Source organism: Methylocystis sp. IM3 (assembly GCF_038070105.1).
Taxonomy (GTDB): domain Bacteria; phylum Pseudomonadota; class Alphaproteobacteria; order Rhizobiales; family Beijerinckiaceae; genus Methylocystis.
Genome location: NZ_JBBPBZ010000002.1, coordinates 442,291 through 463,387, shown reverse-complemented (window position 1 = coordinate 463,387; position 21,097 = coordinate 442,291). Strand labels below are relative to the sequence as shown.

Genomic DNA, 21,097 nt, shown 5'->3' with positions numbered 1-21,097 from the left:
GAATCGAATATGAAACGAGCGGAGTTCGGACGCCTGATCGACACAATCTTCGCGGCGAACGCCGGTGAGGAGCTGTCGTGCAGCGATTATTTCGAGCAATTGCCGCACTATGCCGAGCTGCAAGCCGCTGGTAAGGACGCCGCGGCGCGCCTTCCCGCAGTGCGCCATCATATGCACCAGTGTCCCGAGTGCGAAGAGGTTTACCTGGGTCTCCTCGAGGTCTTACTGGCCGGAAATAAATCCGACGCCTCTAAGTAAGGATCCTCCCGGGCGCGCCTCTAAAGAGAGCGTGAAAGAATTTGACCTGTCGCCCAACGACGGGCTTATGAGAGCGCAGGTCTAGCTTTACGCGTCTCAGCGACGAATACGTCGTCGACGCTGCGGTCCACCTTTTTTATCGCACGGTGTTCGCCGGCGGGCGCATTGCAGGCTTCTTCGACTGCCCTGATATGAAAAACCAACTAACAAAGCGAAAAGCCTTTTTGACAAGGCGTTCTGCCACAGCGAGATCGGTAATCCCCTCTCCTCTCCTCGAAAGACGATAAAAAGTTAACCTACCGAGGTCGACGCCACCGACGTGAGACGATCACAATATCACCGCGAACATGGGGAACACGACATCGCTCCGTATCTTACTGCGCGGCGAGCTTGATCTCGGGATAGGCGCAGCGTTCGGCGCTCTTTTCGTCGACATGCAGATGCGACGGCGGCTCCACGAAGGGGATGCCGAGCGTGTGCCAGACATCGACCAGCGCCTCGACCAGATGGGCGATATGGTCCTGCGTGTGGCGTGGCGTGGGCGTGATGCGCAGGCGCTCCGAGCCCTTGGCGACGGTCGGATAGTTGATCGGCTGGATATAGACGTGATGGCGCGCGAGCAGCAGATCGCTCGCGGCCTTGCACAATTCCGCGTCGCGGACCATCACCGGCACGATATGCGAGGCGTTCTCCAGAACCAGCAGGCCAGCGGCGGAGAGCGCGTGCTTGGTGATATGGGCGGCGCGCTGATGGGCGGTGCGCAGATCCGGCCGGCGCTTCAGCAACCGCACGGCGGCGCCGGCGGCGGCGGCGACCGACGGCGGCAGCGCCGTGGTGAAGATGAAGGCGCCCGCATAGGAGCGGATTGCGTCGATCACGACCGCGTCGCCGGCGACATAGCCGCCCATGGTTCCGAAGCCCTTGGCGAGCGTCCCTTCGATCACGTCGATGCGATCCATGACGCCGGCCTGTTCGCAGACGCCGCCCCCGCGCGCGCCATACATGCCGACGGCGTGAACCTCGTCGACATAGGTCATGGCGCCGTAGCGTTCGGCGAGCGCGGCGATCTCGGCGACCGGCGCGAGATTGCCGTTCATGGAGTAGAGGCTCTCGAAGACGACGAGCTTGGGGCGGTCGCCAGCGTCGATCAGCAGCTCTTCGAGATGGGCGAGGTCGTTGTGGCGGAAGATTTTCTTTTCGGCGCGCGACCGCTTCACGCCCTCGATCATCGAATTGTGGTTCGAGGCGTCGGAGAGGATGATGCAATTGGGCAGCAGATCGGCGATGGTCGAGATGGCGGCGAGATTGGAAATCCAGCCCGAGGTGAAGACGAGCGCCGCCTCCTTGCCGTGCAGGTCGGCGAGTTCGCGCTCGAGCTCGACGATGGCGTGGCTGGTGCCGGAAATATTGCGCGTGCCGCCCGCGCCGGCGCCGACCTTGCCCGCCGTCTCGAGCATGGCGGCGATCACCTCCGGATGCTGGCCCATGCCGAGATAGTCATTCGAGCACCAGACGGTGACCTCCTGAATGGAGCCGTCGTCGCGATGCCATCTGGCGAAGGGAAAGGTGTCGACGTCGCGCTCAAGATGGGCGAAGACGCGGTAACGACGTTCGTCCTTCAGACGGGAAACGGCCGCCTCGAAATATCGCCGATATACCATGGAAGGAACCCTCATTCATTGAGCCCATGAATGTTTTGAACGTCCTAGGGCCTTCGCGGCCAGCTAGAGCGCGGGGGCGCGAAAAACGCCGCGCCCCCGCATCGCGTCATCGAGAGGAAAGTTGGGGGTTTCGATGACGGGATTTTTTAATCACGCAGATCAATTCAGTTTCTCGGCCATGTCCGAGGATGTGGTTGGTCGAAAGAGGGACTACAACTCCTGCGCTATGGCGTTGCGAACAAGAGCGCTACCGGGCCGGCCAATCCGCCAAGCACGAAGAGAAGTCCTCGCAGATCCTGGTTTGCTATCGGAATCAATCCCTGCCCGTCTCGCTCGCCGTTCAGGCTTTCCGGATAGTTAACATTCAGTCGCGGGCTTTGTCTGGAGGACAACGCAGCAGATGCATGCAAACCAGAACGTCCCGCGAGTTCATGCCGAGGCGATGCTGTAGCAAGTTGCGCTGTGTTGCATAGGATCAAGAGCACAAGAAGATATTTCATCGATGCGCCTCCTTTGATCTGGTTCAGAATCGAGCGACGGTTACGCTCCCGAAACGTCAGCTCCATTTGATGACTTTGCGTGCACATAAATCTCTAACGCGCGCGAAGTCCTACCGAGCGAGGTACTATCTCGCCGCCGCGATCACCTTTCTCGTGACCTTGCCCATTAGACGCATTCCGAGTTGGAGTTCTTACTCTCAAGAATGAAATTTATCCTTGAACGCTCACGATTGTGCTCTCCATTGAGGAAGAAGCGCTCGATAAACTCGTGAGCCCCTAGATTTCCGCATCCGTGGTCGGCGTGGTTCGACCTCTGGCGGCTGCTCGCTACAGCTTCCCAATCACTCGCGCAGTTCTTGATGCCGGCGCGAGATACGAATCGACGTGCGGTTAAAGCGGTGGCTCGGAAGGCAGCTGCGCCGCATACCCATGTCCGACTGATGCAAGGGCCACACGCGCGGCGCCGTGTACGGCGCACGCTCCTCATCGTCCCGGAAAACGGCCCGTTGACGAAGCCGAGAAAATGCCGACGGGTTAAAACTCCACCTCATGGCGACTCCATGAGCTCCTCCGCTCGGAGATGCGCCGCATCACCACGCCGCCAGAAGGCGATCATGGTTGGATGTGCGAACCAGAGGAGGGCGGCCAGCAACACGAAGACGACAGCGCCGACCAGAAACACGTCGTTCAACGCGAGCAGGGCCGATTGCTCACGTATGAGGTTTGCAAGCCGGCGCGTCGCCGTCGAGGAGTTTAGGCCCGCAGCTTCAAGTTTCGCGGTCGTCTGCGCGAAAAGATCCAGTGATGCAAACCGCCGCCCCCCGAGATGATCGGCGAGGTCGAGCTGGTGGAACGGTAGCCGCCGGAACTGTACGACAGCGAGCAACGAGATGCCGTAGGAGCCCGCTACGGTGCGCAACAACGCCAGTTCCTCGGCGGCGCGAATAAGCTTCGATCCAGAGAGCCCGTGCATGGCCAAGCTCGCAAGCGGGGCAAAGAAGAGGGCAATAAAAAAGCCGAAGAACAGCATCGGCGAGAATAGCTGGTCGAACCAGGCAAGCCGGTCGAATAGCCCGAGCCAAGTAAGCGTCCCAGCGAGCCCGGCAAAATCGAAGAAGCTGATTAGGCGCACGTCTATCGTTTTGTTGAGTTCATGGAGAATGGCGACAGCCGGCCCCGCGATGACGAACATCAATAGGTAAACCATTCCGGCAAGGGATGACGTATAGCCCATGAGCAACTGCAGTTGAAAGACAAATACCGACAATAGACCCTGGATGATCAGGAATCCAAACACGGAGCAGAAGGTCGCGATCGCATAGTTACGATGTCCGAACAAGCGCAAGTCGAGCACGGGATTGCGCTCGCCGAGCTCCCAAATCACAAATGCCGGGACCGCGATTTCAACAACGACCAGGGCTGTCACAAGGATCGGCGAGGCGAACCAATCAAAATCGTTACCCATGTTGAGGACTGTTTGGACGCCATAGACGATGACGGTAAGCAGGGCGACTCCTACGAAGTCGAATCGCACGATTCGCACGCTGAAACCCCGGCCATAAAGCAGCGCGCCCACAAGGGCGGCCACGAGCACGCCGACGATGACGTCGGTATAAAACACCCAGCGCCAGCTCAAGAATTCGGCGAACCATCCGCCAAGAAACACGCCGATCGTTAAGGGCGTCATGCTCAGCACGCCCCACAATCCGACGGCCCAGGTGCGTCGGCGCTCGGGAAACTCCCTGAGCGCCAGCGATTGCGCGAGCGGGAGGGTCACACCGCCCGCGAAGCCAAGCGCAATGCGGCCCGGCAGAAACGTCCAAAGGGTCTCGCTCGCTGCGCAAACCCATGCGGCGCAGGCGTAGAGAAGGAACGCGACGACATAGACGCGATAGTCGCCGAAGCGGCCCGAGAACCAACGCGCAAATGGCAGGCCAAGCGCCAGGCCAACCATATGGTCGGTCGTCCCCCACGTGCCGAAGCTCGGCGTGACGCCGCCAAGGCTCCCCGCCACATATGGCACGGTTATCGTGTAGCCGGGGACATTGGAAAGGACGACGACTGTGCCAAGCGCTAGGGTCGCAATGAACAACCAAAGCCGCCAGCCGCGTAACGGCCTGTTGTCAACGAACATCGCGCGCCCCAGGACCGGCGCGCTCGGGGAATGACGAGTGAAGGGGCAACGCTCTCTCCAACATGTCGTTCGCAACACAATTTCTGACTGCGTCCGGGGCGCCGGTCGCCAGCCAACTGAGCCTTGACCCCAGCCCTCAACGAAGGCGGCAGTCGCCAGAGGACCCGCTCCCATCCGCCACATTACGACGAAGCGGTTTGAGCCCCATTTCCCGGAAAACAGGTTCGCATTTGATTTGCGATCAGACAAATTTGTTTTATTGAATTTAATATCAATTTTTTTGATACTTACCCATGGACATCAACCTTGCTCGAACCTTTCTGGTGGTGGCTGAAAGCGGAAGCTTCATTGCGTCCGCCGAGCGCCTGCACCTGACCCAAACCGCCGTCAGCGCCCGAATTCGAGCGCTGGAAATGGAACTCGACCGGGTGCTTTTCATTCGAAACAAGGCGGGCGCCCGACTGACGCCAGCTGGTGAACGCTTCAAGCGCTATGCCGAGACACTTGTGCAGATTTGGGAGAGGGCCCGGCAACAGGTCGCGCTTCCCGCCAACAAAGCCGACAAAATCACCCTCGGAGGCGAACTGAGCCTTTGGCATCCCTTGCTCGCCGATTGGCTAATTTGGATGCGCCTGGAGTGTCCTGACATCGCGGTCAGAGCGGAAGTCGATGCTGCGACGCGCCTCGTCGAACGCGTCGAAGAGGGATCTCTAGACCTGGCGGTCGTCTATAGCCCGCCTCCGCGGTCTGGCCTCGTTTGCGAGTTGCTCATGGAAGAAAAGCTTGTTCAAGTGACGAGCTCGCCTGACGGAGACGTCGATCCAAGCACTTACATTTTCGTAGATTGGGGCGCCGCGTTCCAAGCTAATCATCAGGCGGCCTTCCCTGAGCTTGGTAGTCCCGCCACGTCGATTTCGCTTGGACCGCTTGCGCTGACCTTCCTTTTATCAGTCGGCGGTTCTGGGTATTTCCGCATTGGCGCGGCGCAACCCTTCATCGATGACGGACGGTTGCATCGAGTGCGAGGCGCTCCCGAGTTCTCCTACTCCAGTCACGCCGTCTACGCCGCCGGCCGAGCCGATGAAGCTCTTGCGCGTGTCAGAGAAGGCCTAAGACTCGCGGCCTCCGGCCGCGAAAAGCCAGGCCTCTTGACGGTCATTGAATCGCGGAAACGCCCAACCGATCTTTCCACCGCGGCCCGATAGGCCGAGCCAGCGACGATGGCCGGCAGCAAAACGCGCAAATGCTCAGCGCTCGCGTTTCCACCGCAGTCCCCACTTCAAATTGCTCTTGACGTCATTACATAGGCGTCCTATGCATAAGGTATGACCTCTGTTCCGCCAGAGCCCCAAATAACCCTCGCCGGATTCGCGACGGTCTCGATCGCATCTGCGCCGTCATGCGCGCGGATCAATGGGCGATCGCCGGGACAGCCGGGCTTAATCCGACGCAGGCCCATGTGCTGACCTATATTGCGTGAAATCAGTGCCGGCCTTCGTCATCGACGGTCAGGCGTATCACATCAATTTCGGAGCCGATCTCACCGCCCTGAAATAGCGCTCGCCCGCCTGCTATCGCGCGCGGGCCTCGGCCTAGAATGGGCTGAAAGCGACAAACGCGCAACCTATAGAAAAAGAGGGTCAAGTTATTAGCTGAAAAGGCGAGGCACAATAAGAAAACTAGAATCGGGCGCTTGACGGCGATCGCTACGGGGGGCAGGTCGTGAACATATCGGTTCGCCTTTTCACGGTGACGCTGATCGCGCTGCTCCCGACACTCGCGGTGCAGGGAATTAATGAAGTTCTGCGAGCCAACGAGCGAGAGCGGGAGATTCGCAGCTCGGCCTTATCGACAGCTGAACATCGAAACGCCGAGCTAGACGGCATTGTGAACGGGATCGAACGCCTATTGGGGGCCGTTGCGGAACTGCCGGTTTCAAAATCGCTGAATCCCCTGGAGTGCACGGAGACGCTCGGGGAACTTGCCAAGCAGTATCGAAAAGACCTTGTGCTCGCCATCGCCGACCGCGACGGCACGCTCCAGTGCGCGAGCATACCTGGGAATTCAGGAGCTACGATCGGCGATCGTAACTTTTTTGCGGAGACGCTGAAAACTGGAAAGTTCTCGACCGGCGATTACACCGTAAGCCGAATCAATGGTGAAAAGACCATCCCGTTCGCCCATCCAATTCGGAATGACAAAGAAGAGACTGTAGCGATCGCCGTCGCCTATCTGAGCTTGGACTGGTTTGCCGGTCACTTGCGCCGAGTTCCATTCCAACCTGGCGAGTCGCTTTTGATCACAGATCGGCACGGGACCATTTTGGCCGAGCTGCCCAGCGCGACCGGCCGCGTCGGAAAGAACGCAACTCCGGAACAACTGACAATGATCCACGCCGCTTCGCCCGCGACCGCGGAGCTAAAGGACGATCAAGGCAAAGATGTAATTTACGGCTACGTTCCGATCACGGTGCCCCCGCCGGATTTATTTATTCTTTTTGGGGTCGATCGCGAGCACGCATTTGCTTCGCTCTACGCCGAGCAGTGGCGAAGCTTTGCGCTGAGCCTTTTGAGCCTTAGCGCCGCCCTGGCGCTCGCGTGGGCGGTTGGCGCGAACGCCATCCGACGGCCCATCGAGCGGCTGCTCAAGGTGATCCGAGGATCGCAGCGGGATGATTACCAAGTCTATGTCCCGCGACGTCTGGAAGCCCCCGAGTTCCGCGAGCTCGGCGAGTCGTTCAACCGGCTGATGGAAACCCTGCACGCCCACGAGAGAGAGCTTTCCGCAGCGAATCAATTCAAAGGTCTGATCCTTGCTATCGCTGGACATGACTTAAGACAGCCGCTGCAAATACTCATGGCTGTGTCCAGGTTGCGCAGCCGCGCGCAGGATAAAGAAGATGAAAACCGATATTTAGCGGCGGCTGATGAAGCGGTCGAACGCCTCAACAGCCAGCTTGACGCCTTGGTTACCGCGACGCGACTCGATGAAGGGCCCCGTGAGCACAAGTCAGTCGCGATCGGACCATTGCTCCGCTCAGCCGTGGATCAGTGGGCGTCTAAGGCTGATCAGAAAGGCCTAAGAATCAGATTGCGATCGTGCGGTGAAAACGTATTAAGCGACCCCATCCTTCTCGAGGCGATCATTCGCAATCTGATTGGTAACGCGATTAACTACACGGTTAAGGGTGGAATTTTGATTTGCTGCCGACGAAGGTCCGGACGCGTTTTGATCGAGATTTATGACACCGGGATCGGAATTCCAAAAGATAAATGCGACAACGTTTTCGGAAAATTCAGCCGCCTAAATTCCGACACAGGCGGCCTTGGTCTCGGTCTGTGGATCGCTAGAACTGCGGCTGATACGCTCGGCCATGAGTTATCGGTCTGCTCCATTCCGGGCCATGGCTCACGCTTCAGCGTCGAGGCGCCACGTGCGTCTTGTGAATAACGTAATGAATCATCTCCGGAAGAGTCCGCTCGTCGGCCGACTCCATGGTGGAAGAAGCCTGAAGCGAGGGTCGGAGGCGATATTTTTTCCGCTTGCGTCGACAACGCCGTCTCGGGGGAGCCCGTCGTCGCTTGGCTCTTATTGAGCCACCATGCCGCACCCCCCATTACGAGAAGCGCCGCCGCAGCCGAGAGCAAGGGAAGGTGTGAACGAAATGCCCCACCCCTGTGCGCCGACGCTGCGATCGGTTGAGCGATCATTAGGGCCGCAGCCGCTCCGGTCGATGGCGGAAGCGCGCTCTGCGACGCCACGATCTCCGGCGGTTCGGGAGAAACTGACTCTTGATTTCTGGCCTCGATCTCGCGGACGCAAGGATCGTCGCGCCCCGAGGGCTTCACGTGCCCCAAGCGAGCGGATTCGCGGTGATCCTCCAGCCGCCCTCTTCCCTGATTGTCTGATCAAACACGACGGGACGGTTACGAAAACATTTGTCGCAGACAACGCGACCGTGACAGGGAAGGCTGTTCAATATTTCTTCCTCGCGCCTTTTCATCCGATCCATGTCGGCGCCTGCCTTAAGGCTGCGCTATTGTCAGCCACTTCAGCGTCCTTGCAGGTTTGGCCCCGGAAATCTTCTAGCGCGTCCCCGATGGCGCGGCGCGTCACGCCGCTCTTCCGCAAGCGCTCAACGAGCTGGCGCCGACGTGTACCGCGGTCAGGCCGTGCTTGTGCAAGACCTCCCTGACGGGCGGTCCGACGATTTTTTGGTCGTTTGCAACGGCGCGTGACCGCCCGCCGCCTGTTACGTGGGGCGTTACTTGGCCACTACAGTGGTCAAGCGCAAATTCAGCAAATTATTGATTTCTATGGTACCGCCACCCCGGCTCGAACGGGGGACCCCCAGATCCACAATCTGGTGCTCTAACCAACTGAGCTATGGCGGCCCGACGCGGCGCGAAACTATGCGCAAGCGGTCTGGATTGCAAGCGTTCTGACGCACGGGGCGGAATGTCTGCCTTTTCGACGCATTTTCAGCGCGTCCCGTCCTTTTGCCTGCCGGCCAGCGCCCTTTCGCCGAGCCGGATCAGCGCGGATCTCAGCGCCTCCTCCGCCACGCCCTCGGTCGCGGCTTCGGCCTTGGCGCGCGCAGCGGGGTCGGGGGCGGCGCGGGGTGGGCGGCGCGGCGCCGACCGAACCGCGAGCGCCTGCTGGCGCAGCGTGGCGCGATCGACGCAGCGCCAGCCGAGATGCGCGTTCACCCGGTCAAGAATGGCCGGGATCATATGCTGGATTTCGAGGCCGAAGCCCGGCTCCACCCGCAGGATGAGGGTCGCCGGCTCCTGGGGGCGGCCGGGCGCGGCCTTGCGGGCGCGCGCCGGCCATTGGAGACGTTCGGGCGCACAGACGTCCGCGACGCGGGCGCCGACGATCTCCGGCCAGCGCATCAGCAGCGCGGCTTCCCCAAAGCCCTGCCGCGCGGCGAGCGGGTCGATCTGCTTTTGCACATATTCGGCGAGGGGCCGGGCGAATCGCCCTTTTCCCCGTGGCGCGGCGCTCATGTGAGCCTTCTCCCTTGCCGGCGGGCCGGCGCGCCCCCTATGGCTGCGGCGATGATAAAGCCTTCCGCAAGCCCGCGAAAGCGCGCGGCCGCGCTCCTCGCCTGGTACGACGCCCATCGGCGCGATCTGCCCTGGCGGGCGCGGCCGGGGGAGCGCGCCGATCCTTACGCCGTCTGGCTTTCCGAAATCATGCTGCAGCAGACGACGGTCGCTGCGGTGAAAGGCTATTACGAGACCTTTCTTGCGCGCTGGCCGACGGTCGAGGCGCTGGCGGCGGCGCCGCTCGACGAGGTGCTCGCGGCCTGGGCGGGGCTCGGCTATTACGCCCGCGCCCGCAATCTTCACGCCTGTGCCGGACGAATCGCCCGCGACCATGGCGGGCGTTTCCCGCAAAGCGCAGCCGCGCTCAGAAGCCTGCCCGGCGTCGGCCCCTATACGGCGGGCGCCATCGCGGCCATCGCCTTCGATGCCCCCGCCGCCGCGATCGACGGCAATGTCGAGCGCGTGATGGCGAGGCTCCACGCCATCGCCGCGCCCCTGCGCCAGGCGAAGCCGCTCGTCCGGGAATTGGCGGAGGCCATGCTGCCGGCCGCGCGGGCGGGCGATTTCGCTCAGGCGCTGATGGATCTCGGCGCGACCGTCTGCACGCCCCGCGCCCCCAAATGCGGCGCCTGCCCGCTTTCGACCGAGTGCGCCGCTTACGCGGCCGACGCGGCGGAGGCTTATCCGGTCAAGGAGAAAAAGGCCGGCAAGCCGAAGCGGCGCGGCGCCATCTTCATCCTGCGGCGCGGCGATTGCGCGCTCGTCGTCCGCCGGCCGGCGAAGGGGCTCTTTGGCGGCATGACCGCCTTTCCGGCGACGCCCTTCGACCGCGACGCGCCGCCGGAAGCGTGGCTCGATTTCGCGCCCTGCCCCGCGAAGTGGCGGGCGCTGCCCGAAACCGTCGCCCATGTGTTTACCCATTTTGCGCTCGACGCCACCGTCTTCGTGGCGCAAACGACATCGGCGCGGCCGGCCGTCGCCGAGGGCCGCTGGGCGGCGCGGGGCGATCTCGACAAGGAAGGCCTGCCGACGCTCATGCGCAAGGCCGCGGCGGCGGCGGGGCTGCTTTGACGGGGCTGACGGAGGAAAGACGATGGCGCGGGCGAAGATCAAGGTCGAGATGACGGAAGGTGCGATTCGCGTGCGCCAGGACGGCCGAACGCTGACGATCCACGCCGAGGCCCCCGACGCCGAATCGGGTGAGGACACGGACTTCGTCGTGCGGCTGGACGAGATCGACCATTGGGACGCGCCCGACGAGGAGACGGAGATCGACATTGTCGACCTGCAACGGATCCTCGACGCCGTGGAGAAGGAACTCGCCAAGCACGGGCTCACGGTGGATTTCGACTAGGCTCGGCTGCGCTCCAGGCGTCTTCCGCTCGAGGCCGCACTCCGACGGAATGATCCGCTGCGACCTGTTGCCGCGCCGAATGTGTCTCGCAGACGGTGCGGAGACCCAGACAGATGCAGGGACAAAGAAAAAAGATAATATTTCAGGCGGATGAGTTTTGGCGTCCGCGCCCGCACAAGTAAATGAATAGAGACTCGACGCGGAGCGGGGCAGAATTTCGTGCTCCGGGCTTCGTTGTAAAATTGCTAATTGCGATTAAACTAACGTCTCAACAAAGAGACCTGTGCATGTCTGTGTATTCGTAAAAGCGATTGACGCAGATTGACGCTACACACCAGAAGACTCGAAACAAGTGATTTGAAGGCGGGCAATAAATTGAAAATGCGCAATATTTTTATCTTGACCGCGCTGATGTGCGCATCCGTTGGCGAAGTCGAGGCAATGCCTTCGGCAGGAAGTTCCCTTGGCGCCACATTGGCGCAAATGGGCCCTCCGATCTCCCAGATACGCTGGTTTTGCTACGATCGTCGCAATGGCCGGTTCATCCACTGGGGAAGATGTCGCCGACCGGCGCGGCATTTCCCGCGCGTCTACTGCGCGGATCGTTATGGGCGCTTCCTGCATTGGGGCTCCTGCTTCTGACGATCGCGCGAACAATGAAATCAATTCTGTAACGGAGGAATTGTGAATGATCAGGCTGAGAGGCGCTGCGTTTCTTCCTTGCGCTATTTTGCTACAGATCGGCGCGGCCGATGCGAAAGACTCGGACGCGGGCAAAGTGGAATTCGATGCAAAATGTGCGGTTTGCCATGGCGTTGATGGAAAAGGCGATGGGCCCCTCGCCGGTCAGTTGAAAACGCCGCCTGCCGATCTGACGCAGCTATCGAAAAAGAACGGCGGCGTTTTTCCGCTCGGCGCCGTCTACGAGAAGATCGACGGACGTCAGGAAGTCAAGGCGCATGGCACCCGCGACATGCCTGTATGGGGGTACCGCTACGCCCCTCTTCCGAGTTCTGCGCTCAGCCCGAAGCCCATGGAGTCCTGGCCTTTATCGGATCTGCCTGATCCCGAGGCGATCATTCGCGGAAGGATTCTTGCATTAGTCGATTATCTCTACCGCTTGCAAGCGCCGAAGAAATAGACTTTTCCTTTTCAAGTTTACAGGATTGAAGTTTGTGCGAAAGTTTCTTCCACAGCTCCTGATCGTTCTCGCAACCTTCGGAAATTTTGCCACGGCGGACGCCAGAGGTCTGAACATCGATCAGAACTATGGCAACATAGGCAATTGGGCCATAGGTTACAGCGACAATATCGGCGGCTGTCTCGCCAAAGTGGAATACAATAACCGCACGATGCTCTGGCTGGGCCTCGGGAGCGCCGAGTTTGGAGCATTCATTGCGCTGACGAATCCCAATTGGGACTGGGTTACAATCGGCAAGTCCTATCAACTGCGTGTGGAACTGCCCCCTTATGGACAGTGGAAGGGAGAGTTCACCGGCTTTCGAGGCGGCGACTATCCAGGATTGATTTTCGCCAATTTCAAGACACAGTTTCTCTATGACTTCGTTCGAGCCCGCGAAGCCGTTTTTTCGGAAGGGATCGGCCGGTTAGACCTGACATTATCGGGACGAGCGGTCCAGGCGCTGATCCAATGCCAGTCGGCTCGTGGGAACCCGGAGGGAACGGCGCCGGAAGAGGCGGCTCCAAAAGAAACAAAGCCTAAAGAGCCTGCCGAACGGCCCACCAAAATATCAACAGGCACCGGCTTCTTCGTTTCCAACGAGGGGGACATCCTCACTAATTTTCACGTGATTGAGGGATGCTCCGTCGTCGCGATATGGCAAGTCGGCGCGGGATACTACGAGGAGGGCATCGTAAAGAGCGTGGACACGAAAAATGACCTCGCTCTGGTGACGTCGAAAATCAAGCCGGCCGCCGTCCCTGCCTGGAACGCGGGGGTTCGTTTAGGCGAGACAGTTGCGGTTTATGGTTTTCCCTTGTCGGGCACCCTCACGCATTCGGGTAATTTCACAATCGGCAATGTAAGCGCCGTGGCCGGTCCCAACGACGATACCAGCTGGCTCCAAATCTCCGCGCCGATCCAGCCGGGCAACAGCGGCGGTCCGTTGCTCGACCAGACCGGCAATGTTGTGGGGGTCATAAATGCGCAGTTGAAAAAAGAGTTTTTGGCGCAAAACGTGAATTTCGCGATCAAGGCGGGCATCGCAGTGGGGTTTCTGGCAGCCAACGATCTGAAAGCAAACACCTCTCCGGACAAAACGCCGATCTCGCCGGACGAGCTCGCTACGCGCGCGAAGAAGTTTACTGTACAAATCTTGTGCCAACCGCGGTGATTGACGGTCGAAAAAACCAAAGGCTCGGAGCTTGGCGCCGAGCCTAAACCGCCCAGCCGAGCGACCTCTCCACGGCCTTCTCCCATGATCCGATCAGCCGGGCGCGCGCCTCCTCCCCCATCGCGGGCTCGAAGCGGCGCTCCGTGCGCCAATGGGCGGCGATGTCGTCCACGCTCTTGAAGAAGCCCACGGCGAGGCCGGCGGCATAGGCCGCGCCCAGCGCGGTCGTTTCGAGCTGGCGCGGCCGCACGACCGGGGCGCCCAGAATGTCGGCCTGAAACTGCATCAGCAGATCATTCGCCGCCATGCCGCCGTCGACCTTGAGCGCGCCAGGGGCGACGCCGGAATCGGCCGCCATGGCGGCGACCACCTCGCGCGTCTGATAGGCGGCGGCCTCGAGCGCGGCGCGGGCGATATGGCCCTTGTTTGAAAATCGGGTGAGCCCGGCGATGATCCCGCGCGCGTCGCCGCGCCAGCGTGGCGCATAGAGCCCGGAGAAGGCGGGCACGAAATAGACGTCGCCATTGTCGGGAACCGTCCGCGCCAGCGCCTCGATCTCATGGCTCGTCTCGATGAGGCCGAGATTGTCGCGCAGCCATTGCACCAGCGCCCCGGCGATGGCGACCGAGCCCTCCAGCGCATAGACGGGGGGCGCCGCGCCGAGCTTGTAGCCGAGCGTCGTCAGCAGGCCGCTTTGCGAGGGACGCGGCGTCGCGCCCGTATTCATCAACAGGAAGCAGCCGGTGCCATAGGTGTTCTTGGCGTCGCCGGGGCTCACGCAGGCCTGCCCGAGCAAGGCCGCATGCTGGTCGCCGAGCGCTCCGGCGAGCGGGACGCCGGCGAGCGGATCGAGGCAATGGCCGTAAATCTCGCTCGACGAGCGGATCTCCGGCAGGCAGGCGCGCGGAATGTCGAAAAGCGCCAGCAATTCCTCGTCCCAGTCGAGCGTCGCGAGATTCATGAGCTGGGTGCGCGAGGCGTTCGTCGCGTCGGTGAGATGGCGCCCGCCGGTCAGGCTCCAGATGAGCCAGGCGTCCATCGTGCCGAACAGCGCGTCGCCGCGCTCGGCCTTCGCGCGCGCGCCCGGAATCGCGTCGAGAAGCCAGGAAAGCTTGAGACCCGAGAAATAGGCGGCAGGCGGCAGGCCCGTTTTCGCCCGCAGAAGCGCGCCCGCGCCGCCGGCGGCGAGGCGGTCCGCCGCCGGCTGCGTGCGCATGTCCATCCACACCAGCGCATTGTGCAGCGGCGCGCCCGTCGCGCGGTCCCACAACAGGCACGTCTCGCGCTGATTGGCGACGCCGACGGCGGCAAGGTCGCCCGGCCGCAGCCCCGCCTTGGCCAGGGCGCCGGCGACGACCGCGCGCGTGTTCGCGAGAACTTCCGCCGCGTCGTGCTCGACCCAGCCGGGACGCGGATAGATTTGGGCGTGTTCGCGCTGGTCGATCGCGCAAATGTCGCCCGCCTCGTCGACGACGATGAAGCGGGTGCTCGTCGTTCCCTGGTCGATTGCGCCAATATGCCGCGCCATGGCGAGCCCTTCCGTAAAATTGCGTTCAGCTTCGCTCGAGCCGCGCCTGTCAAATTGGCGAGCCTGGTCGCCGGCCGCCAGGGAGAATGCGCCCAGGGCTGCGTCGTGGTCAAAATTTCAAGAGGTTGGCGTTGTCGGGCGGGGAAAAACTCCAAAATCTGTCTTGGGGACGCTCTTCTCGCGAATGTCCGGATGGCGGCCGGGCCCGATTCGAAAAAAGCCGGCACAGGCAGGGTTGCAAAAGCTGGGAAATTTTGTAACCTACTGATGTAAAAGGTAGTTTGCAATCTTTCCAAACTAGGCGAAGCGGATGATCGTCTGTTCCTGTAACGTCCTGTCCGACCGCGATGTGCGTGAAACGCTCCGCGCCCGCAGCGATCGGCCCTCGGTCGCGTCGGTTTTTCGCAACATGGGCTGCGAGGCCAAATGCGGGCGCTGCGTGCGCAGCATCGTCGCGCTCGTCGATCAGCATTCCGCGTCCAGACTGGACGAATGCGGCGGAAGCGGCGATTGTGACAGCTGCCGCGCCGACGGACTGGCGGCGTGAGCGGGACCATGGAAAGGGATTGCACATGCGCGGCGACGCGAAGGTTATCGATTATCTCAATCGTGGGCTGCGCGCGGAGCTGACCGCCGTCAATCAATACTGGCTGCACTATCGCTTTTTCGACAATTGGGGCTATCTCGAACTCGCCAAGAAATGGCGCGAGGAATCGATCGAGGAGATGAAGCACGCGGATGAGTTCGCCAAGCGCATTCTCTTCCTCGAGGGCTTTCCCAACATGCAGGTGCTCGATCCGCTGCGCATCGGCCAGACGGTCGAGGAAATCATCGCAGCCGATCTCGCGACCGAGATCGAGGCGCGCAAGCTCTACATTGAGGCGGCCGTCTATTGTGATTCGGTCGACGACCGCGTCTCGATGCAGCTCTTCGAGAGCATCATCGAGAGCGAGGAAGGCCATATCGACTTTCTGGAGACCCAGCAGGAGCTCATCAAGCAGCTCGGCTGGCAGCTCTACGCGCAAAAGCACATCGGCGGGCTGTCGTAAGAGGCGGGCGCGCCGCTTTTTCTGGAGGCAGGCGGCGCGAGCGGCCTGCCTTTTCTTTTGCGTCCGACGATGAGGACGAAACCGACAGGCCCTATTCCATCACCGCGGCCTTGAGCATGCAGATCATGGTCGCCTGCGCCTGCGACTTGCCAAGGTTGCGGATCACATGCGGCCGGTCGCAGCGATAGCGCAGCGTCTCACCGGCCTTGACGGTCTCGCGCGCGCCCGCGACCTCCACCTCGAGCTCGCCCTCGCGCACCGACAGGCTTTCGACCGAGCCGCGCTGATGGGCGTCCGATTCCAGCACGCCGCCGGGATCGGCCGACAATTCATAGGCCTGCAGCCATTCGACGGTCTTGATCCAGCCGATGATGGCAAGGCGGCATTTGCCGTCGTCCGAAAGCAGGATCGGCGTGTCGGCCTTGCTCGTCTTTTCGAGAAACGGTTCGTCCTCCGTCGTCTGCAACACGCGCTCGATGGAGACGTCCAGCGCCTGGGCGAGGCGCCAGATGGTGGCGAGCGTCGGATTGGTCTCGTTGCGCTCGATCTGGCTGATGATCGACTTGGCGACGCCGGATTGCTGCGACAGCTCCGAAAGCGACAGGTTGTAGGCCTTGCGCAGCCGCTGGATGGTGGCGCCGAGCTGGCCCGAGAGCGCCAGCGCGCCCGCCTCCAGAATCTTGTGCTTTTCCTTGCCCTCGACGCCCATTCTACCCGCGCCGGGCCGATCCGGCGTCGCTCCCTGTCTTTTGAAGTCGTGCGGAACACTATCCGATTTCGTTCGAAATATCGAACGGCGCAGGGGGACGTCAATGCGCGCCCCTCCCGCTGTCATCGGACTGTGACCTCGCTCTGATGAAAGAGCGTGAACGTCATCGACGGCGGGAGGCGCAGGCGCTCATGGCCGAAGACTTTGCTGCGAATATGCCGGGCGCCCTCGCCCTCGAGCCGGAGCCCAGACGCTACCGGACCCTTTTCCTGTCCGATCTGCATCTCGGCGCCAAGGCGGCGCAGGCGCATCTTCTTCTCGATTTCCTCAAGCACAATGACGCGGAGACGATCTATCTCGTCGGCGACATCGTCGACGGCTGGAAACTGCGCAAGGGCTGGCATTGGCCGCAGGCCCACAACGACGTCGTCCAGAAGCTGCTGCGCAAGGCCCGCAAGGGCGCCCGCGTCATCTATGTGCCGGGCAATCACGACGAATTCGCCCGCGACTACACGGGCTTGACCTTCGGCGGGATCGACGTGGTGGATCACGCGGTCCATGAAACCGCCACGGGCCGGAAGATGCTCGTCATTCACGGCGATCAGTTCGATATCGTCGTTCGCAATGCGCGCTGGCTCGCGCATCTCGGCGACTGGGCCTATGACGTGGCCATCGCCGCCAACACCTGGTTCAACCGCGCGCGCCGGCTCTTTGGCGTCGGCTACTGGTCGCTGTCCGCCTGGGCCAAATACAAGGTCAAGAACGCCGTGAACTTCATTGGCGATTACGAGAAAACGCTCGCCGCGGAGGCCGAGCGGCGTGGCGTCGACGGCGTCGTCTGCGGCCATATCCATCACGCGACGATCAAGACCATCGACGGCGTGCTCTATGTGAACACCGGCGATTTCGTCGAAAGCTGCACCGCCGTGGCCGAGCACGAGGACGGCAGTTTCGAGGTGCTCCACTGGCGCATGACCGCGGCCGAGCGCGACGCCGCCGCCACGCCCGTCAAGGCGCTGCCGGCGCCGAGAGCGGCGGCTGCGTAAATGCGCATCCTCGTCGCGACGGACGCCTGGCGTCCGCAGGTCAATGGCGTCGTGCGTTCGCTGGAATCGCTCGCCTGCGCGGCGGCGCCGCTCGGGGCCGAGCTGGATTTCCTCACGCCGCAGGACTTCTGCCGCGTCCCCATGCCCACCTATCGGGAGATTTCGCTCGCGCTCGCCACGCCGCGCGCGGTGCGCCGCCGTCTCGCCCAGGGCTACAACCACATCCATATCGCGACGGAAGGCCCGATCGGCCTTGCGACGCGCGCCGTCTGCCTGCGCGACGGACGTGTCTTCACCACCTCCTTCCACACGCGCTTTCCCGAATATATCCATGCGCGCACGGGGTTGCCCGTGGGCTGGAGCTACGCCGCGCTGCGCCGCTTCCACAATGCCGGCGCCGGGGTGATGGCGGCGACGCCGAGCCTCGCACGGGAGCTCGATTCGCGCGGATTCCGGCGCCTGCTGCGCTGGTCGCGCGGGGTGGACCACGCCATTTTCTCGCCCGAGGCGAAGGTCCCGCTCGATCTTCCCCGGCCCATTTTTCTCTACGCCGGCCGCCTGGCTGTCGAAAAGAATGTCGAGGCCTTTCTCGCCCTCGATCTGCCGGGGACCAAGGTCGTGGCCGGAGACGGGCCGGCGCGCGCGGCGCTCGAAGCGCGCTATGCAGATGCGCGGTTTCTGGGCTTCAAGACGCCCGGCGAACTGGCGGGCCTTTACGCCGCCTCGGATGTCTTCGTCTTTCCGAGCCGCACCGACACATTCGGCGTCGTGCTGCTCGAGGCCCTCGCCTGCGGCCTGCCCGTGGCGGCTTTCCCGGTCATGGGGCCGCTCGACGTCATCGGCTCGAGCGGCGCGGGGGTGCTGAGCGAGGATCTGCGCGCGGCGGCGCTCATGGCCCTCGACATTCCGCGCGACGCCGCTCGCGCCCACGCCCTCGCCTTCACCTGGGAAAACTGCGCCAGGCAGTTCCTCGACAATATCGCTTACGCCCGGGGCGCGGCCTCGCTCGGCGGCGTCGGCGTCGTCGCGCTGCGGGAAACGGACGACAAGCGCCAGACCGTCGACAAGGGCCAGCCCGTCCAGCCCTGAAGGCCGCGCCACTTCGTCACCGTCTTTGCTGCATGATTTTCTGAGTGAGAACAAAGCTGTTGTTCGAAACTCTCAAATCTCCAGAGAATGGATCGCCAAACAACAGCACAAGATACAGCGACGTCATGATCAGGGTCGCGATCAGGCCCGTCATCAAGACGTGGGCTAAATGATTATCGATCGTAAAGAAAAATGTAAAAGCCACCGTAATGAGAGCCCCGGCGATCAAAACGACCCATTCCGCGGTTGGTATACTGAAATTCGATGACTTCAATCTATCGCGCCGACTATCCCAAAGCTGAATGACCTCAGAAAGCATCACTGGATAGATGGCCTGTTGGTTCTGCGATTTCGGCTCGATTTTCTTCAAAATATCGACGACGTCGAGCAAGAGGTTGTGCGCTTTTTGACTCGTTTCGTCGGACTCCATCAGATGGAATTCATTATCCGCGACCTCGTCGGTATATGCTCGAAGCTTGTCTTGAAGCGACTTGCCTTCATTCGGGAACTGACTGGACAAGGTATAAAGCCCAACAATCGACCTGGTTTCGTTATCCACGGTGTCGCCCGCCTTGGAAAACTTGTCCATCGCAGAGAATACGATCAGTCCAAGCAGGACCGAATAAAACCCGCCAACGATAGCCAGATAATAACCGCCGACTTCGTGGCATTCTTTTATTATTTCTCTGCCGACCTTTTTCTTGATCAAGACCTGGGATACGGCAATGCAAATGGCGGAAAAAATAATAGTCGGAACGCCAATGACATATCGGTCCAGCGAGAACGATTCGAGCATCGCCATCCAGCTCCTTTTCACATTCCGCGCTGCGCGACTGCATGAGGCATGAGTTAGGTTGGCGCAGCAGACCGGAGGCGCGCCAATACTCTCTCGGCAGCAAGATTGCCTTATTGCACAGCTATATAGCTTGATCCCCTGCTCCGGGAAATCGGCAAAGTCCGAGGCCTGCGCAAGGGGGTGAAGCGTTTGCTGGCGCTTATTGGGAGCCTCTCCATCCGCCTCATGCGCGATCGCCTGCATATGTCTGGAGGCCGGGCGGCCGAGCGGCTATGTTCCGCGCCGAGCCGCCCAAACCGCCGCGAATCGATCCGGCAAGAGGGCCAGGCTCGCGAATTCGCCGAGCGCGTGTGCGCCAGGAGCCTCAATGAGCCTCTCGCCCGAGGAGATCGAACGCTACGCCCGCCATCTCGTGCTGCGCGAGATCGGGGGGCCGGGGCAGCAAAAACTCAAAGCCGCGCGCGTGCTCGTGATCGGCGCGGGCGGCCTCGGCGCGCCCCTGCTGCAATATCTCGCCGCCGCGGGAACGGGCGTCCTCGGCCTCGTGGACGACGACGCCGTTTCGCTCTCCAACCTTCAGCGCCAGGTGATCCACGACACGCCAAGCGTCGGCCGGCCCAAGGTGGAAAGCGCCCAGGACGCCATCCGCCGACTCAATCCGCATGTCGCCGTCGAACCCCATGCGCTGCGGCTGACGCGCGAGAATGCGCGGGCGCTGATCGCCGGCTACGACGTCGTCGCCGACGGCTCGGACAATTTCGCGACCCGCTATCTCGTTTCGGACGCCTGCTTTTACGAAAAGAAGCCGCTGGTGACGGCGGCCGTCGGCGGTTTCGACGCGTCGCTCACCACCCTGCGGCCCTTCGAGGCGGGGCCAGACGGCCGGCCCAACCCGACCTATCGCTGCCTATTTCCCGAACCTCCGCCGCCCGGAACCGTACCGAGCTGCGAGGAGGCGGGCATATTGGGCGCGCTGACGGGAATCGTCGGCGCCATGATGGCGCTCGAAGTGATTCGCGAGATCGCCGGCTTCGGAGAGGGCCTCGTGGGGCGCCTGCTCCTGATCGACACGCTCGCGATGCGCTTCGAGACGCTGCGCTACGCCCATGATCCGGACAATCCGCTGACCGGCGTCACCTCGCCGCGATGACGGCGATCTCGACCTTGTAATCCGGCGTCACGAGCTTCGCCTCGACGGTGGCGCGGGCGGGCGGGTTGCCCTTGTCGACCCAGACGTCCCAGACGCTGTTCATTTCGGCGAAGGTCGAGATGTCGGACAGATAGATGGTGGCCGAAAGGATTTTCGACTTTTCGGTCCCCGCCTCGGCGAGCAGCGCGTCGATGAGGTCGAGAATCTCGCGGGTCTGATCGGCGACCGGGCCGCCCTTGGTTTTCTCCGCGACCTGTCCGGCCGTGTAAACGGCGTTGCCGGAGACGACCGCCTTGCTCATGCGCGGCCCCGCGCCAATTCGCCTGATATCGCTCATTTTCCCTCCGTTCTGCTCGAGGCGGGTTTAGGGGAAGCGGCGCCTCCCGGCAAGAGACGCTAAAAATTGCGCCGACCCCGC

General features: G+C 61.9%; 20 protein-coding genes and 1 tRNA gene. 12 read left to right on the top strand and 9 right to left on the bottom strand.

Annotated elements, in window-relative coordinates; genetic code table 11:
- Positions 1 to 9 precede the first annotated feature (9 nt).
- Complete coding sequence (locus WOC76_RS04010) at positions 10 to 258, top strand: hypothetical protein (protein WP_341103712.1); 249 nt, start codon at positions 10 to 12, stop codon at positions 256 to 258.
- 374 nt (positions 259 to 632) lie between these two features.
- On the opposite strand, the gene hemA is transcribed toward WOC76_RS04010, so the two are convergent.
- The 3 genes from hemA to WOC76_RS03995 form a co-directional block, all read right to left on the bottom strand.
- Positions 633 to 1,919, bottom strand: a complete 1,287-nt coding sequence (gene hemA, locus WOC76_RS04005; protein WP_341103714.1) for a 5-aminolevulinate synthase — start codon at positions 1,917 to 1,919, stop codon at positions 633 to 635.
- 224 nt (positions 1,920 to 2,143) lie between these two features.
- Complete coding sequence (locus tag WOC76_RS04000; RefSeq protein ID WP_341103716.1) at positions 2,144 to 2,419, bottom strand: hypothetical protein; 276 nt, start codon at positions 2,417 to 2,419, stop codon at positions 2,144 to 2,146.
- Positions 2,420 to 2,966: 547 nt separating this feature from the next.
- Positions 2,967 to 4,511 (bottom strand): DHA2 family efflux MFS transporter permease subunit, encoded by a 1,545-nt coding sequence (locus WOC76_RS03995; protein ID WP_341431276.1) that lies wholly within the window; start codon positions 4,509 to 4,511, stop codon positions 2,967 to 2,969.
- A 335-nt stretch (positions 4,512 to 4,846) separates the two neighbouring features.
- Between WOC76_RS03995 and WOC76_RS03990 the strand changes: the two genes are divergently transcribed.
- Both WOC76_RS03990 and WOC76_RS03985 read left to right on the top strand, forming a co-directional pair.
- Complete coding sequence (locus WOC76_RS03990) at positions 4,847 to 5,758, top strand: LysR family transcriptional regulator (protein WP_341103720.1); 912 nt, start codon at positions 4,847 to 4,849, stop codon at positions 5,756 to 5,758.
- Between the two features lie 517 nt (positions 5,759 to 6,275).
- On the top strand, positions 6,276 to 8,003 hold the full coding sequence (locus WOC76_RS03985) for a sensor histidine kinase (protein ID WP_341103722.1): 1,728 nt from the start codon (positions 6,276 to 6,278) through the stop codon (positions 8,001 to 8,003).
- Positions 8,004 to 8,870: 867 nt separating this feature from the next.
- Here the strand turns inward: WOC76_RS03985 and WOC76_RS03980 are convergent.
- Both WOC76_RS03980 and WOC76_RS03975 read right to left on the bottom strand, forming a co-directional pair.
- Positions 8,871 to 8,947: transfer RNA gene (locus tag WOC76_RS03980), tRNA-His, on the bottom strand.
- Positions 8,948 to 9,034: 87 nt separating this feature from the next.
- Positions 9,035 to 9,562: a DUF721 domain-containing protein gene (locus tag WOC76_RS03975; RefSeq protein ID WP_341103723.1), complete on the bottom strand. Its 528-nt coding sequence runs from the start codon at positions 9,560 to 9,562 to the stop codon at positions 9,035 to 9,037.
- A gap of 51 nt (positions 9,563 to 9,613) precedes the next feature.
- Between WOC76_RS03975 and mutY the strand changes: the two genes are divergently transcribed.
- The 4 genes from mutY to WOC76_RS03955 all read left to right on the top strand — a co-directional run bounded on the left by mutY (position 9,614) and on the right by WOC76_RS03955 (position 13,312).
- A complete protein-coding gene (mutY, locus tag WOC76_RS03970) occupies positions 9,614 to 10,675 on the top strand; it encodes an A/G-specific adenine glycosylase (RefSeq protein WP_341431275.1) in 1,062 nt (353 codons plus the stop codon).
- Between the two features lie 22 nt (positions 10,676 to 10,697).
- Complete coding sequence (locus WOC76_RS03965; protein ID WP_341103726.1) at positions 10,698 to 10,958, top strand: Imm74 family immunity protein; 261 nt, start codon at positions 10,698 to 10,700, stop codon at positions 10,956 to 10,958.
- Positions 10,959 to 11,688: 730 nt separating this feature from the next.
- Positions 11,689 to 12,099: a c-type cytochrome gene (locus WOC76_RS03960; RefSeq protein WP_341389722.1), complete on the top strand. Its 411-nt coding sequence runs from the start codon at positions 11,689 to 11,691 to the stop codon at positions 12,097 to 12,099.
- A 34-nt stretch (positions 12,100 to 12,133) separates the two neighbouring features.
- Positions 12,134 to 13,312: a S1C family serine protease gene (locus WOC76_RS03955; RefSeq protein ID WP_341103729.1), complete on the top strand. Its 1,179-nt coding sequence runs from the start codon at positions 12,134 to 12,136 to the stop codon at positions 13,310 to 13,312.
- 43 nt (positions 13,313 to 13,355) lie between these two features.
- Here WOC76_RS03955 and glpK read toward each other — a convergent pair whose 3' ends face one another.
- On the bottom strand, positions 13,356 to 14,840 hold the full coding sequence (gene glpK / locus WOC76_RS03950; RefSeq protein ID WP_341103731.1) for a glycerol kinase GlpK: 1,485 nt from the start codon (positions 14,838 to 14,840) through the stop codon (positions 13,356 to 13,358).
- A 310-nt stretch (positions 14,841 to 15,150) separates the two neighbouring features.
- On the opposite strand from glpK, the gene WOC76_RS03945 reads away from it, so the two are divergent.
- Both WOC76_RS03945 and bfr read left to right on the top strand, forming a co-directional pair.
- On the top strand, positions 15,151 to 15,387 hold the full coding sequence (locus WOC76_RS03945) for a (2Fe-2S)-binding protein (protein WP_341103733.1): 237 nt from the start codon (positions 15,151 to 15,153) through the stop codon (positions 15,385 to 15,387).
- A 25-nt stretch (positions 15,388 to 15,412) separates the two neighbouring features.
- Entirely contained in the window at positions 15,413 to 15,889 is a 477-nt protein-coding gene (gene bfr, locus WOC76_RS03940; RefSeq protein ID WP_341103735.1) for a bacterioferritin, read from the top strand.
- A 91-nt stretch (positions 15,890 to 15,980) separates the two neighbouring features.
- On the opposite strand, the gene WOC76_RS03935 is transcribed toward bfr, so the two are convergent.
- Positions 15,981 to 16,598 (bottom strand): helix-turn-helix domain-containing protein, encoded by a 618-nt coding sequence (locus tag WOC76_RS03935; protein ID WP_341103736.1) that lies wholly within the window; start codon positions 16,596 to 16,598, stop codon positions 15,981 to 15,983.
- Between the two features lie 191 nt (positions 16,599 to 16,789).
- On the opposite strand from WOC76_RS03935, the gene WOC76_RS03930 reads away from it, so the two are divergent.
- Together WOC76_RS03930 and WOC76_RS03925 are read left to right on the top strand one after the other, a co-directional pair.
- The gene (locus tag WOC76_RS03930) at positions 16,790 to 17,644 is read left to right on the top strand and encodes a UDP-2,3-diacylglucosamine diphosphatase (RefSeq protein WP_341103737.1); all 855 of its coding nucleotides are present in this window, start codon (positions 16,790 to 16,792) and stop codon (positions 17,642 to 17,644) included.
- On the top strand, positions 17,645 to 18,733 hold the full coding sequence (locus WOC76_RS03925) for a glycosyltransferase family 4 protein (protein ID WP_341103738.1): 1,089 nt from the start codon (positions 17,645 to 17,647) through the stop codon (positions 18,731 to 18,733). It begins immediately after the preceding gene.
- Positions 18,734 to 18,749: 16 nt separating this feature from the next.
- Here WOC76_RS03925 and WOC76_RS03920 read toward each other — a convergent pair whose 3' ends face one another.
- Positions 18,750 to 19,772 (bottom strand): bestrophin-like domain, encoded by a 1,023-nt coding sequence (locus tag WOC76_RS03920; RefSeq protein WP_341103739.1) that lies wholly within the window; start codon positions 19,770 to 19,772, stop codon positions 18,750 to 18,752.
- Between the two features lie 124 nt (positions 19,773 to 19,896).
- On the opposite strand from WOC76_RS03920, the gene WOC76_RS03915 reads away from it, so the two are divergent.
- Positions 19,897 to 20,679 carry a HesA/MoeB/ThiF family protein gene (locus tag WOC76_RS03915; protein ID WP_341103740.1) on the top strand — a complete coding sequence of 261 codons (783 nt, stop codon included), beginning with the start codon at positions 19,897 to 19,899 and terminating at the stop codon, positions 20,677 to 20,679.
- Here WOC76_RS03915 and WOC76_RS03910 read toward each other — a convergent pair.
- Positions 20,663 to 21,016: a RidA family protein gene (locus WOC76_RS03910; protein ID WP_341103741.1), complete on the bottom strand. Its 354-nt coding sequence runs from the start codon at positions 21,014 to 21,016 to the stop codon at positions 20,663 to 20,665. The genes WOC76_RS03915 and WOC76_RS03910 overlap by 17 nt on opposite strands.
- Positions 21,017 to 21,097: the final 81 nt, after the last annotated feature.

Excerpts from the sequence above, each read along its gene's own strand:
- WOC76_RS04010 (WP_341103712.1), top strand. The coding sequence starts at position 10 with ATGAAACGAGCGGAGTTCGGACGCCTGATCGACACAATCTTCGCGGCG.
- hemA (WP_341103714.1), bottom strand. The coding sequence starts at position 1,919 with ATGGTATATCGGCGATATTTCGAGGCGGCCGTTTCCCGTCTGAAGGAC.
- WOC76_RS04000 (WP_341103716.1), bottom strand. The coding sequence starts at position 2,419 with ATGAAATATCTTCTTGTGCTCTTGATCCTATGCAACACAGCGCAACTT.
- WOC76_RS03990 (WP_341103720.1), top strand. The coding sequence starts at position 4,847 with ATGGACATCAACCTTGCTCGAACCTTTCTGGTGGTGGCTGAAAGCGGA.
- WOC76_RS03975 (WP_341103723.1), bottom strand. The coding sequence starts at position 9,562 with ATGAGCGCCGCGCCACGGGGAAAAGGGCGATTCGCCCGGCCCCTCGCC.
- mutY (WP_341431275.1), top strand. The coding sequence starts at position 9,614 with ATGATAAAGCCTTCCGCAAGCCCGCGAAAGCGCGCGGCCGCGCTCCTC.
- WOC76_RS03965 (WP_341103726.1), top strand. The coding sequence starts at position 10,698 with ATGGCGCGGGCGAAGATCAAGGTCGAGATGACGGAAGGTGCGATTCGC.
- glpK (WP_341103731.1), bottom strand. The coding sequence starts at position 14,840 with ATGGCGCGGCATATTGGCGCAATCGACCAGGGAACGACGAGCACCCGC.
- WOC76_RS03945 (WP_341103733.1), top strand. The coding sequence starts at position 15,151 with ATGATCGTCTGTTCCTGTAACGTCCTGTCCGACCGCGATGTGCGTGAA.
- bfr (WP_341103735.1), top strand. The coding sequence starts at position 15,413 with ATGCGCGGCGACGCGAAGGTTATCGATTATCTCAATCGTGGGCTGCGC.
- WOC76_RS03935 (WP_341103736.1), bottom strand. The coding sequence starts at position 16,598 with ATGGGCGTCGAGGGCAAGGAAAAGCACAAGATTCTGGAGGCGGGCGCG.
- WOC76_RS03930 (WP_341103737.1), top strand. The coding sequence starts at position 16,790 with ATGGCCGAAGACTTTGCTGCGAATATGCCGGGCGCCCTCGCCCTCGAG.
- WOC76_RS03925 (WP_341103738.1), top strand. The coding sequence starts at position 17,645 with ATGCGCATCCTCGTCGCGACGGACGCCTGGCGTCCGCAGGTCAATGGC.
- WOC76_RS03920 (WP_341103739.1), bottom strand. The coding sequence starts at position 19,772 with ATGCAGGCGATCGCGCATGAGGCGGATGGAGAGGCTCCCAATAAGCGC.
- WOC76_RS03915 (WP_341103740.1), top strand. The coding sequence starts at position 19,897 with ATGAGCCTCTCGCCCGAGGAGATCGAACGCTACGCCCGCCATCTCGTG.
- WOC76_RS03910 (WP_341103741.1), bottom strand. The coding sequence starts at position 21,016 with ATGAGCGATATCAGGCGAATTGGCGCGGGGCCGCGCATGAGCAAGGCG.